Origin of the sequence: Sphingomonas sp. MM-1, from assembly GCF_000347675.2 — a bacterium.
Taxonomy (GTDB): Bacteria; Pseudomonadota; Alphaproteobacteria; order Sphingomonadales; family Sphingomonadaceae; genus Sphingomonas_E; species Sphingomonas_E fennica.
Genome location: NC_020562.1, coordinates 12,536 through 25,176, shown reverse-complemented (window position 1 = coordinate 25,176; position 12,641 = coordinate 12,536). Strand labels below are relative to the sequence as shown.

Sequence of the window (12,641 nt, the reverse complement as noted above, 5' to 3'; positions counted from 1 at the left end):
CGATGGGCGGTGTTTCCATCCAGGCTGCAGCGGAAAAGTACCCCGCGCTTGTCGATTGCCTCGTGGATGTAGACCAGACGGCCAGCCCAGGGATGCCAACCGTACAGAAGCTCGCGCTGATCGATCCCGTGGGTGTTCTGTTGTCGCGTAGTATAACACCGTGCGTCCGCACAGCAGCCTCGGCGGCATGGCACCCGCCGAGTTTATCAACCGCCCCTGCCACGGGCATGAAGACACCGAAGCTAACTTATCGGCGGCCTGAAAACGGGGAGCAGGTCAATCGCCCCCAAGTACAGGCAGACGATCCAGCGCCGCTGCTCGAAGCGATCTCCGATCTGGTGCTGCCCGACGGCGATGGATTCGTCTGGATCGCCGCTGAATCAAAGGTGGCTTGCGCGGCTCGCGATCATTTCATCGAAACCCGTGGGCACCCCGCCCAGTTGCTAAAAGCCGCCGGCTACTGGTTAAGGGGGCAAGCGGACTCACGGGAAAAGCTCGGAATCGAGACGGCAACGGATAGAAGCACCTAGACCCACGGGCGAGGACAAGAGGGCCACGGCCTGCGCGAAAACAGATCGCGTTCCCCTTAAATAGGCAGCGGCGGGCTTGCTGTTCCCCCACGCTGCCTTTGCTTTCGCGGCTTCAGAAAGACGTGATTACGCTGCGCGCGATCGCGCCCTTCTTCAGCTCGGTGTACGCCTCGTTGATCTCGTCGATGCGGATCTCTCGAGAGATGAGGTCATCGAGGTTGAGCTTCCCTTGGAGATAGAGGTTGGCAAACTTCGGGATGTCGTGCTTGATGTTCGCGGAACCCATATACACGCCGCGCAGCTCGACCTGGTTGGTTAGCAGGTCGATGGTGACGTTGACGTCAATCGTCGATGCGGGATTGTGGACACCGATCAGATAGGCGCCGCCACCCTTGCGCACCATGCGGATCGCCTGCTCAGAGGTCGGCTTGATCCCTACGACCTCAAACGCATGGTCGACACCGCCTTCGACGAGTGCGCGCACCGCCTCGACCGGATCGCCGGCGGACGCGACGACGAAGTCGGTCGCGCCGAACTTGCGGGCGAGTTCCTCCTTCGCCGGCTGCATGTCGACCGCGATGATCCGCTCGGCGCCGGCCAGTTGCGCGCCGCTGATGACGTTGAGCCCGACGCCGCCGATGCCGATCACCGCCACCGTATCGCCCGGGCGGACTTTCGCGGTGTTGATGGCTGCGCCAGCGCCGGTGATGACGCCGCAGCCGAGCAGCGAGGCCTGGGCAAAGGGAATGTCCTTGGACACCTTCGCGAGCTGGTTTTCGTGGACGAGCGCGCGTTCCGCGAAGGCACCGGTACCGAAGACCTGGCTGACCGGCGCACCCTCGCGCGTGATGCGGCTGCCCTCGTCGGCGTTGCGCAGCGTTTCTTCGGTGTGGGTACACTGGTAGGTGTGGCCGCCGATGCATGCCCGGCAATGGCCGCAGAACTGTATCAGCGAGCCGACGACATGGTCGCCCACGACGAACTCGCGCACCTCAGGGCCGACTGCGAGCACAATGCCGGCGAGTTCGTGGCCAAGCACCGCGGGGAGGGGCACGCCGAAATTCTGCTCGGCGAAATGCAAGTCAGAGTGGCAGAGTCCCGACGCCTTGACCTCGACGAGCACTTCGCGGCCGATCGGCGCGTCCAGCTCGATCTCCTCGATCTGGAAGGTCCCGTCGAGTTCGTTGAGTACCGCGGCTTTCATTCATCGTCTCCTGAAAATCTTGGGCCGGCTCGGTCGGAATGGTTTGGTCCGCGCCCGGACGGTCAACGCGTCATCGCCACGACGAGCGACTGGACGTCGGGCACCTCATCGAGATGACGGCAGAGCTCGACGAGGCGGTCGAGTTTGGCTTCGGGTAGCGCGACGGCGGCGAAGCCTGCGCAACGCATTAGCTTCGCGCGTAGGTCGTCCCACGTCATCGGGTTTTTGGTATGTCCCTTGGTATAGGGCGTGACGTGGCTGAAGCGGCGACCGTCACGCATCGCGATGGTTACCGGGAAGCCCTCGAACTGGTCGGCGATCGCGGGATCGGAGACGATCGACACGCGGCGCATCAGATCGCGCTTATCCTCGCGTAGGATCTCGGCGGGGTTGAGATCGCGCAGGAAGAAGCCGCCGGTGATGGCGGCGGACGCGATCGTATACGGCGCGCTGAACATCGCCTCTGGTACGCTGCGCGGGTTCCACTTCGCCGCCGCCGGTTCGAAGGTCATCCGCGAGGCGTCGCTGCCGACGCATTCGATGCTCTCGATCTCGCGATGATCGAGCCCCTCGCGCGTCATGATCTCGACGGTACTGGCGATGAATGAATGGGTGAACTTGCACGCGGAATAGGGCTTCATGGAAAGCCCCTCGGCGAGCTGCCAGCGCGTGCCGAGGCCATCGGTCAGCAATTCGGGCTGCAAGTCGTCCCAGGCGATGTGGCGCAGAATGCCGCTCGGCACGCCCTGGAAGATGCCGCGCGGCGCGGTGACGCCCGCGCGGGTAAGCAGCGCCGCCTTGACCGCCGTGTCGCCCGCGAAGGCGTGTTGAACGCGCGCCATCTGGGTGCCTTCCGAATATTTGTTGTACTCCGACATGCCGTGGACGGTGTAGGCCATGCCCATCGCGTTCCACGTCTCGTCCGCAGTCAGGCCGAGCAGCCGCGAGACCGAGGCGGTGGCGCACAGCGGCCCGTTCCACTCGCCCGGCATCCCCCAGGTCGTGTGATAGCGCACAAGGTTGAGCGCCGCGCTTGCCCGCACGCCAACCTCGGCGCCAGTGACGTAGGCGGCAAGGAAGTCTTTGCCGCTCACCGGCCGGCCGGCGATTCCAATCACCGACATCATAGCGGGCACGTTCCACTCGGTGACGTGGCCGCCGGTCTCGTGGACGTCGCCCATATCGATTGCGCGCGCCATCACGCCGTTCGCGAAGGCGGCGAGCGGGGCGGGGACGCGGTGGCCGTGGACGAGGATCGTCGCTTCCGCCTTGCCGCCCCAGTCCGCCGCCAGTGCGGCGATGGCGGGGCTGACCTCCCAGCCCGATCCGGCGACGGTCACCGCGAGCGTGTCCATGATCGCGCGCTTGGCGAGATCGATCACCGAGGCGTCGAGATCCTCGTAGCGCGTTTCGGCGACCATGCGCGCCAGCGCGCCGGCGGGGTCCTGGCTCGGGGGGACGAGATTTTCGTGCTTCATGATGCGGCACCCATGGTCTGCGCGATCGTCGGCAGCTCGGCGCGGTCGGGATCAAGGCCGGTCCCGGCGAACCAGCTGCGCTCGCGCCGCGCCTGCCGCCGGCCATAGTCGATGACCGCGGCGAAGGCGGGGGGCGGCAACGGCACGCGTCCGTCTTCGCCGAGGATGATCCGGTCGATGACGCCGCCGAGCGTGCCGATCACAGCCGCGAGCGCCGCCTGATCGGTCGGATCAGCATCCCGCGCAGCAGCGAGCGCTGCGCCGAGTTCGTCCTGATACCGCTCGTCGGCCTGCCCGGCGAGATCGGTTCCGAGCCGGATCATGTTGGCGAGCGATCCCGCCTCGAATTTCACCGCGAATCGCCACTGGTCTTTCACCATGCGGAGATGGCCGATGACGAGATTTACCTGATCGCGCGCCAGTCGTCCGTCCGAAGGGAGCGCGGGGATTACGACCTGTTCGAGCGCCTTGAGCATGTTGTCGATGCGCAGATCGATGTCGGGCAGCATCAGAGGTCTCCGATCAGCGTGACGATATGGTCGAGGAAGACCGCGCCGGCGGAGCCCAGCCAGGTCAGCACGACTTCTTGATGGTTGTTGCCCTCCTTGGCCGCGCGCATCGCTTGGCCAAGGTCCATCACCGCGCATTTGTAGGCGTTGAGCACCTCGTAATAGTGAAGGCGGACCGGATCGATGAGGTTGCCCGATGCTTCCTCGTAAAGCCGGAAGAACTCGTCGCGCGGCAGCAGTCCGCTCACCAGAAACACGCCGTCGTCGCGCCATGCGCCGAATATCTTCTGGGTTGTCCAGGCAAGGTCTTCGTGCAGGTCGCCGATATGCGCGAGCTCCCAATCTAGAACGGCGGTAAAATCGCCACTCGGCTCCTCGAACATGAAATTGCCCATGCGCAGGTCGCTATGGACGAGCACGGGCCGGTCGCAGACCGGCGCGTTCTCGCGCAGCCAGCGTTCGGCGAGAGTAATCATCGGCACCGGCTCGACGAGGCTGTCCCACCACACCCGCGACCACCAATTGACCTGCCAGATTGCGGCCTGCCGGCTGTTTGCGCGAGGCACTGAGAAATATTCGAAGCGGGTGTTGGCGACGTCGAAACGGTGCGTGGTGGCGAGCGCGTGAATGTATTGCGGGGCAAGCTTCGCGGCGAACGCGCCGAGCTGCCCACCCATGCCCGAGACGCCCTTACCGCTGGTCGCGGTGGGTTCGGTAACGCCCGAGACGAAGCCGAGGATTACCGCGGGCTGGCCGAGCAGGTCGCCGTCGGCGTCGTAGAAGCGCACCGGCGCGATCGGTAGATGATCGGCCATCAGCCGCTGGATCTCGGCCTCGCGGCCTCGGCAGGTCTGCGCGATCGCCTCGAGCGGGTCCATGCGCAGTACCAACCGCTCGCCTTCGGGCTCGTCGGCGTGGCGGAAGGTGAAGGCGAACTGTTCCTTGGACGCGCCGCCCGACATGCGCGAGACCTGCGTGATCGCGACCTCGTGATAGCCCTTGTGCGCGAAGAAGCCGCCGAGCATCGCGATGACCTCTGCGTCGCTCTTGGGGCGATAGGGGCCAGTCGCGCGCTGGCGCACGGTGCGGTCGAGAATCGTTCTGATCCGCGGCTCGATCTCGCCGCGATCCCACACGCCGACATCGGCGCTCGCAGCCGTATCGACGAATGGGACCGCCGCGTCGGAGGGCGTCATGCGAACCTGCCGACGAAAGGCTTGGCGAAGGCGAGGTAGGCGCGGTTCCAGCAGAACTCCAACCAGCCGGTCCCGTCCTCGTCGCCGATCTTCGCTTCGAGGATGGCTTCGTTCAGCAGCACCTCGGGATCGAGGTCGAGCTGGTAGTTTGCATACGACTTGCAGTCGACGAAAACCGAACGGCCCGCCTCGTCCTTTACGGTGACGCGGAAACCTTTCTGCATCATCTCGGCATCGTAATCGATGTCGTAGTCGACCGCGGCGACGTGGTGCATCACCTTGTCCTTGAACAGATAGCCGCGCAGCTCGACGCGCCCGAAACACATCATCTCGAAGAAATGGACCGAGACGCTCTTGGTGGTGACGTGGAACCACTTGTAATGCTGATTGAGGCCCCAAACGCGCGGCCCCCAGCTATGATCGCGGATCATGAAATGATCCATAGCATAGTCCTTGCTGTCGATCGTGAGCGTGCCCCTAACGATGCCGTGCTGCTCGGTGCGGTCGTCGCCGTAGTGGGGAGGATTGCCACGCGGGTGCGAGCTGAATGCGTAGGGCGGGTGCATCGCTTCCCAGACGCCCTCGAACTGGATGCGTTCGCCCGCCCAACTCAGCGCGACAGTCTGGAAGGGTTTGCGCACCTGCATCTGGACGCTGCCAAGTCGCCAGTCATCGAAATTCATGTCGGCCGGCATGATGCCTTCGACCTGTTCCTCGATCGGCTGGTCCAGCGCTGGCCCGAACAGGAAGAAGCGCGCCTTACCGCTGCCGTCGCCGCGCACCGTGGGATAGATGAAGCCTGCGATGCCGTGCTCGGGCATCACGACCTGATGGGTGAGCGACTCACGGCCATCGGCGGCGAGCGTGTGTCGAAACGCGTTCGATTCGGGAAAGCTCAGGAACTTCTCGTTGGCGTCCAGCATAGGAAATCCGCTCCTTGGGATTTTTAACGTGATTTGGTCTGACGCGCGTCGGCATCGAGCGGTGTCGGGATTGCGCCTGGTCCTGCTCCTTGCCGTCGCCGCTGCGGGGCGCTGTTCGCGCTCTTCGCATGTCAAAGCAGGCCTAAGCCCGAGAAGAGGAGCCCGCCCAATAAGTTTCAGACACAGCCATTCATAAAACGAATAGCCTTGAATTTTCGCTGTGTGGCGTCCTACGAAGCGGGCTCGGTCAGCGCGCCCACGATTGCGTCGATCTGATCGTTGGAAAGGCCGTGATGGAAGAGATAGCCACGGGTCGATCCAAACCGAGTTTCGAGAGCCATGAAGAGCGCATCGAGATAGGTTTCGTCGGTGCCCAGCATGACGCGGCGGCACTCGACCGGAAGGTCGGCGTAAAGGTCTAGCTTGGCGTCCGACAACATGTTTTCGAAATGGGCATCGTTATCGAGCAGCGCGCTGCTGCGCAGATAGTCCTCGATGATGATCGGGCGAGCGACGCCGAGGAGATCCAAGACCAGCGCGCTGGCGGCGCCGGTCCTGTCTTTGCCAGCCGAACAATGCACCAGGATGGGGAGGCGGCCCTCTGCGATGACGCGAAACATAGCGACGAACTCGGGCGCGTAGTCGTCGAGCATCATTGCGTAAAAGGCTGCGAAGCTGCGCGCCCAGGCCTCTGCTGTCCGGTCTGAATTAGCGAATATTCGATTGAAGATGAAATCTGTGTCCGGTTTTGGCGAGACCTGCTCGAAGGCGCTTCGCACGCCGGACGGTGTTGGCTGCGCGGACCGCTCCTTGGCGCACCGTAGATCGATCGCGGCGCCGAGATGCAAGGCCTGGACGGTTTCGATGTCGTTGCCGGTGAGCCGGGTCAATTGGCTGGAGCGAAAAATGACGCCTCGACGCACGTGACCGCCAGAGCGCGTCGCGTAGCCGCCGAGATCACGGAAATTCGGCGCTCCCGCCAGCATCTATGTGTCGTCCGTTGCTAGTTCGTGCGTCGCTTCCCCGAAACCGGATCGTCATGCCAATCGGGAATCCGGCCGCGTATTGGAAAACCGAGCAGGAAACAACCTCACGAAGATTCTAGAGGCTTGGCGTTTGGTAGGTCCATTGAACAATTACGTTGACATGCTTGTTGCCTAGAATTACGTGACGACGTTACGCAAAAAGAGCGCGGCGCCTAAAAGCTTGCAGTCAGACGAGAGGTGTGGAGGCTTATGATGCCTGGCTGTTCACGTGCGACGCCCCGGCGCGCGCATCAAGCCAAGGCAGCGCTCCGCGCATTGCATTCCACGATCGAAACGAGGAGCCGGTCTGGTGACTGAACTTGCTACCAAGTTTGAAGATTTTCCGGCAGAGCATGCCGGCCGACATAAGCTGGCGCAGAACGGGCGAGAGTCCCTCGCGCATATCTTCCTCATGCCCGAATACGGGATGGCGGGCTTTCTCTATCCTAGCATGCTCGGCACGGGCGACGCCCGCGGCATGGCGTGTTTCTTCGGCCCTGGCTTCCCGGAGCAGGTGGAGGAAAGCCATAACGGTGCGATCGGTGACGAAATGACGTTTGCCGACTGGCGTCTCGGGCCGATGCGCATGGCGGTTACCGAACCGCACGAGAAAGTGAGCATCTCTTGGGCGGGCGAACGCATCAAGGTGTCTGCCGAGTTCGAGGCGACCCACCCGCCATACGCATTCAGTACGCATCCGCGTGGTAATCCTCCTTATTTCGGCGATAATCGCACAGAGCAGCATGGACGCGTCACCGCCCAGATAGAGATCGACGGCCGATTTTTCCCTCACCAGGGCTTCATGATCCGAGATCATAGCTGGGGTCCCCGGATCTGGGGGATCAATCAGCATTACAAGTGGATTCACGCGACCACCGGTGACGCGTCGATGCACTTCTTCGAGATGCAGGCGTTCGGGAAAACCGAGTTGCGTGGCTTTCTGTTCAAGGATGGGAAGATGCGGCACCTGGTCGCCGTCGACTACACTTTCGCGTTCGACAACGCGATGCTTCAGCGCGACTTTTGCGTGACGGTGACCGACTCCGATGGTCGGCAATCGGCGATCGACTATGACATCTTCGGGACGCTGCAATCGTCGCACGATCCAAAGACAGTGATCAATACGGGCTGCGCGAAGGTTCGATTCGACGGTATCGACGGTGTCGGCGTCTGCGAGTTTAATTGGAACCGGAATTACTTTGATTTCGCGAAGGATTTCGCTGTCCAGTATGGCTGAGTTCGGGGCGAGCGTGCCGCACTTTGATGATCAGCCGCGCACTGGTGGTTGGACCAATGGGCATATCGGATGAATGACGTTTCCGTTTGCGCGACGGGAACGGAATGCGCCATCGATGTGGGCAAGTTCATCTCAAAAGTTTGAATAGCTGCTCGGATATCCTGCCTGTTTCTGGTTATTTTGCCAGATGCCATGGGACTGCCTCCTGCTGAACGGCAGACCATCTGCACATACCGAGCTCCATTCGGAAGGCGCACGACGATCCCGATATTTGAATGACAAACTATAAATCCGAATTTGCCGCGACATCTGGCAGCGGTATTCAGTTTGTAGACAAGGTGGCGAAGACCGCAAATCAGGAAAGAAGAGAGTGGGATGGCTATCGGCAATCGAAATCGCATCGCGACGTAACCGCATAATCAGCGTCCATCCGGCAACTAATGCCGCGCGGTGGGCTGGCTCGCTGAGCGTCAAAGATGCCGACTCAGTCTAGTGCTCAGAGAAACACACCGGCCGCTGTCAGAACCGCGAAGTCGGCGGACAGCATTAAGATACAATTGGAGGGGTTTCATGAATTTCGTCACGCGTTCATCTCTGCTTGCGGCGGTTTCCTTTGGTGGCCTGATGGGCTCTGTTGCAAAAATCGTGAAGCTTGAGCATGCTTGGCGGAGATTGGACGGACGGAACGATGACGGATTTCAAGTGGCGCCATTTCCAGGGTGATGTGATCCTGTGGGCGGTGCGCTGGTATTGTCGCTATCCGATCAGCTATCGCGACCTTGAGGAAATGCTGGCGGAACGCGGCATTTCGGTCGACCATACGACGATCTATCGCTGGGTCCAGTGCTACGCCCCGGAGATGGAGAAGCGGCTGCGCTGGTTCTGGCGGCGTGGCTTTGATCCGAGCTGGCGCCTGGATGAAACCTACGTCAAGGTGCGGGGCAAGTGGACCTACCTGTACCGGGCAGTCGACAAGCGGGGCGACACGATCGATTTCTACCTGTCGCCGACCCGCAGCGCCAAGGCAGCGAAGCGGTTCCTGGGCAAGGCCCTGCGAGGCCTGAAGCACTGGGAAAAGCCTGCCACGCTCAATACCGACAAAGCGCCGAGCTATGGTGCAGCGATCACCGAATTGAAGCGCGAAGGAAAGCTGGACCGGGAGACGGCCCACCGGCAGGTGAAGTATCTCAATAACGTGATCGAGGCCGATCACGGAAAGCTCAAGATACTGATCAAGCCGGTGCGCGGTTTCAAATCGATCCCCACGGCCTATGCCACGATCAAGGGATTCGAAGTCATGCGAGCCCTGCGCAAAGGACAGGCTCGCCCCTGGTGCCTGCAGCCCGGCATCAGGGGCGAGGTGCGCCTTGTGGAGAGAGCTTTTGGCATTGGGCCCTCGGCGCTGACGGAGGCCATGGGCATGCTCAACCACCATTTCGCAGCAGCCGCCTGATCGGCGCAGAGCGACAGCCTACCTCTGACTGCCGCCAATCTTTGCAACAGAGCCGTTGGGATCATAATGTTGATGTACGCGCGCACGGTCATGGTAATTGCGCTTCTCGTTGAAGACACGATTCCCATAGCGATTGACAATGAACATGCTGTCGCCCGGCGGAATCCATACGTCGCTTGGCACGCTTACATATTCCAGCGCCTCTTCCAGCACGATCTCGGCGCGCCAGGCGCTTCCCATATTGCCAAGCTTCGCTCCAACAGCCCCGGCAATCGATACAAAGTCGCCAGTATTGGTCGGCACCCCGCAACCGCCATAGACCGGCCCTGTCTGATGGAGATTGAGCATTTCGCGATTATAGGTGAACCCGCCCGTTGCGAAGATCACGCCTTTGCGCGCGCCAAAGGAAACCTCCTTCCCGTCGTTCAGCGCCTCGACGCCGAGCACCGCGCCATCCCCGTCGGTAACCAGGCGGACAACCTGGTGGCTGGTGAGCAGGGGAATGCCATAAGCGTCGATGCGCGCCTTGATCTGGCGCATCAACTCCGCGCCGAATCCTGGCGACCCATCAGGCTTGATGGGTCCGAGGCACCGTCCGCGAGGCACCTTATTGTTGCCGTCGAGCACGCCATAGTCAGGCAGATCGGTTCCCTGGCCGTCGGGAAGGACATGAAAGCGGCCTATCTCGGCTGCCTTGATTTCCCGCAACATGTCCGTCATCGGCGACGCGTTGTCGTAAAACGCCTCAAGCAGTTTGTAGACATCCTCACCCAGGCCGAGCGTCGGTGAATTGCTGTCGAAAAGATGCGGATATGAATAGGCAGCGCAATAAGCCAGGAGCGAAGCCTTTGGATCCTCGATCCCCCGCTCCTTCAGCCTGAAATTATTGGGCACCCAGAAAGCCCCACCGGATTTCGCGGACGTACCGCCATATACCGGCGCTTTTTCCAGCATGAGGACCTTCGCGCCGTCCTTGGCAGCCGCAAGTGCGGCAACCGAGGCGGCCGCGCCGCTGCCGACCACGACTATATCCGCGATTTGGGTCCACTGCCGGCCCACCGCGGCAACAGCCGGAGCAGATGCCGCAGCACCCAGGGTGGAAACCGCCAGCCCCGCGCCGCCGGCCTGGATGAAAGCGCGGCGAGATAACCGCGATCGCTCTGCCGATTGCTTCAAGAATGCCCTCCACCGGTCGAACGACCCAAAGCCGCCGACCGTCTCTCCTGCGTCGAAGTCAATGCTCCGCCCTTCTTTTACCGAAGCGAGATCACGTCGCACCTCGATACAAGGAAAGGATAGATTACCAAATGGTCACATGTCAACCGCGCCTGATCTCCGCATCGGCAAGCACGAGAAGGCAAATGGGGCCATCCCGAAACATCTTTCGATGGGCGGCGCTCATGCTTCTAACGGACCAGGCGGGCGAAATTGCAAGCCCGATCGGCAATGCTGAATGGGGGGCCACCATTCGGCGCCAGGTGCCCCGGCGTGACTCATCTCCAATCGCGAGTCGCGTTGTGTTTGAGTTCTCCATCCATATAAAATTGGGCATCCACACGACAAGCGTCATGTGAATGCCCAACTAATCACTTGTATATATAAGATTATGCGCCGGACGGTGTGAAATGAATGCCGGGCGGTGCGAAATGAATGCCGGCCAGCGGGGTGAAATAGTTCGTGCATGCGTTGCGCTTAGAGAACTTCCACACCCCGTCACGGCGCTCATACTCATCCGTGAAGACGCAAGTGATAAGAATCGACTGATTACCTTCGACGAGATTTCCAAGGAGAAGGACGTCGCCAATACCATTTACCTTGTCCGCGCTCACAAATTCCAAGCGCAGATTGGTTCCATAATGAATACATTCGTGAAACATTGGCCAGAGTACGTTATTGGCCAAATCGAGGGCGCCTTCCGGGCCCTTGTAGGTGCCGATTCCCTCAATGGTCCACTCTGCATCATCCCACCAAATAGAAGCGAGACGGCCCTCTTGGCGCTTGTCTACGGCAATGAGCTTGTCAGAGTAGAGGTCCTGAATCGCGGCCCGGCTTGCAAGTCTGTCTAGATCACTCATTTTGTATCTCCTAGTTGAATATAATCCCGTAATCTTAGCAGGATCGAGGGCATCAAGGATTTAGGCCGCAGAAGACCAGCCGCCATCGATGAACAGTTCCGTTCCAGTAACATATTTAGCTTCGTCTGACAGAAGATATAGCGCCCCATAAGCGATATCGTTCGGCTCGCCAAGATCGCCCATCGGGATCTGCGCTTTGTACCATTCAACCTGCTCGGGCGTGACGTTCGCCTGCATCGGCGTCTTCATGCCACCAGGAACGATGGTGTTCACCCGCACCCCTTGCCCGACATATTCCAGCGCAGCCACCTTGGTCATCGCGCGTACCGCAGACTTGGTCGCCGCATAGCTGATCAAGCCAGGCTCACAGATGACGCTGACGAGCGAACTGATGTTTAGGATCGCACCATTTCCCGACTTCGCAATTTCCGGCGCAACCATCTTCAGGCCCAGGAAAAGCGCAGTCTGGTTGACCGCGATCATCTTGCTCCAGCCTTCGAGCGTCTCGTCCTGGATCATCGCGCCGTGGATGATGCCCGCGGTGTTGTAAAGCGTCGTGAGCTTCCCAAAGGCCCCAACCGCCGCCTCGACAGCCCCCGCCCAGCTCGCAGCATCGGTGATATCCAGCCGCACGATAGGGCCTCGCCCCCGCTTTCCTGAATCTCGGCCACGACCTTGTTGCCCATTTCGACATTCAGATCGGCGACGACGACCTTGGCGCCCTCCTTGGCAAAAAGCCGAGCCTGCGCTGCACCCAGGCCGCTCGCCGCGCCCGTTACGAGCGCGACTTTTCCTGCCATTCTGTTGCTCATCCTGTGCCTCCTAAATAGCTTGAGCGCGCAATTCAGACCCGCGTCGCTGAGGGTTCTTTTTTCCGATGCACAACAACTGGGCCGATCACCGGACCTTGATCCAAGCACAATTACCAGTTGGTAGTCAAGCTGGATTCTGAGGAACCGGACCGAAAAGTGAGACTAAATGTCCAAGTCCCCTGGCCCGCTAATGCTGCCC

12 protein-coding genes and 1 pseudogene are annotated in these 12,641 nt (G+C 61.0%); 4 read left to right on the top strand and 9 right to left on the bottom strand.

Annotation, left to right across the window (positions count from 1 at the left end):
* Nucleotides 1–227: 227 nt before the first annotated feature.
* Nucleotides 228–530, top strand: coding sequence for an SIP domain-containing protein (locus G432_RS23860; protein WP_187294070.1), 303 nt, complete (start codon nucleotides 228–230; stop codon nucleotides 528–530).
* A 112-nt stretch (nucleotides 531–642) separates the two neighbouring features.
* On the opposite strand, the gene G432_RS20600 is transcribed toward G432_RS23860, so the two are convergent.
* The 6 genes from G432_RS20600 to G432_RS20575 form a co-directional block, all read right to left on the bottom strand.
* Entirely contained in the window at nucleotides 643–1,734 is a 1,092-nt protein-coding gene (locus G432_RS20600; protein ID WP_015460496.1) for a zinc-binding dehydrogenase, read from the bottom strand.
* Nucleotides 1,735–1,796: 62 nt separating this feature from the next.
* Nucleotides 1,797–3,155 (bottom strand): MmgE/PrpD family protein, encoded by a 1,359-nt coding sequence (locus G432_RS20595; protein ID WP_236626953.1) that lies wholly within the window; start codon nucleotides 3,153–3,155, stop codon nucleotides 1,797–1,799.
* Between the two features lie 53 nt (nucleotides 3,156–3,208).
* Nucleotides 3,209–3,721 carry a hypothetical protein gene (locus tag G432_RS20590; protein WP_015460494.1) on the bottom strand — a complete coding sequence of 171 codons (513 nt, stop codon included), beginning with the start codon at nucleotides 3,719–3,721 and terminating at the stop codon, nucleotides 3,209–3,211.
* Nucleotides 3,721–4,917, bottom strand: coding sequence for a phosphotransferase family protein (locus G432_RS20585; protein ID WP_015460493.1), 1,197 nt, complete (start codon nucleotides 4,915–4,917; stop codon nucleotides 3,721–3,723). The genes G432_RS20590 and G432_RS20585 overlap by 1 nt, the downstream gene beginning before the upstream one ends.
* Nucleotides 4,914–5,840, bottom strand: coding sequence for a DUF7064 domain-containing protein (locus tag G432_RS20580; RefSeq protein ID WP_015460492.1), 927 nt, complete (start codon nucleotides 5,838–5,840; stop codon nucleotides 4,914–4,916). The genes G432_RS20585 and G432_RS20580 overlap by 4 nt, the downstream gene beginning before the upstream one ends.
* Before the next feature lie 230 nt (nucleotides 5,841–6,070).
* Nucleotides 6,071–6,826, bottom strand: a complete 756-nt coding sequence (locus tag G432_RS20575; RefSeq protein ID WP_015460491.1) for a tyrosine-protein phosphatase — start codon at nucleotides 6,824–6,826, stop codon at nucleotides 6,071–6,073.
* Between the two features lie 349 nt (nucleotides 6,827–7,175).
* Between G432_RS20575 and G432_RS20570 the strand changes: the two genes are divergently transcribed.
* From G432_RS20570 to G432_RS20565, 3 genes are all read left to right on the top strand, one after another.
* On the top strand, nucleotides 7,176–8,102 hold the full coding sequence (locus G432_RS20570; protein ID WP_015460490.1) for a DUF7064 domain-containing protein: 927 nt from the start codon (nucleotides 7,176–7,178) through the stop codon (nucleotides 8,100–8,102).
* Nucleotides 8,103–8,672: 570 nt separating this feature from the next.
* Nucleotides 8,673–8,825, top strand: a complete 153-nt coding sequence (locus G432_RS23855) for a hypothetical protein (protein WP_187294071.1) — start codon at nucleotides 8,673–8,675, stop codon at nucleotides 8,823–8,825.
* Complete coding sequence (locus G432_RS20565) at nucleotides 8,791–9,555, top strand: IS6-like element IS6100 family transposase (RefSeq protein WP_001389365.1); 765 nt, start codon at nucleotides 8,791–8,793, stop codon at nucleotides 9,553–9,555. The genes G432_RS23855 and G432_RS20565 overlap by 35 nt, the downstream gene beginning before the upstream one ends.
* An 18-nt stretch (nucleotides 9,556–9,573) precedes the next feature.
* On the opposite strand, the gene G432_RS20560 is transcribed toward G432_RS20565, so the two are convergent.
* From G432_RS20560 to G432_RS20550, 3 genes and pseudogenes are all read right to left on the bottom strand, one after another.
* Entirely contained in the window at nucleotides 9,574–10,731 is a 1,158-nt protein-coding gene (locus tag G432_RS20560) for an FAD-dependent oxidoreductase (RefSeq protein WP_021246209.1), read from the bottom strand.
* 428 nt (nucleotides 10,732–11,159) lie between these two features.
* Nucleotides 11,160–11,630: a hexachlorocyclohexane dehydrochlorinase gene (gene linA / locus G432_RS20555; protein ID WP_015460488.1), complete on the bottom strand. Its 471-nt coding sequence runs from the start codon at nucleotides 11,628–11,630 to the stop codon at nucleotides 11,160–11,162.
* A gap of 60 nt (nucleotides 11,631–11,690) precedes the next feature.
* A pseudogene (locus G432_RS20550) lies at nucleotides 11,691–12,430 on the bottom strand (SDR family NAD(P)-dependent oxidoreductase).
* Nucleotides 12,431–12,641 lie beyond the last annotated feature (211 nt).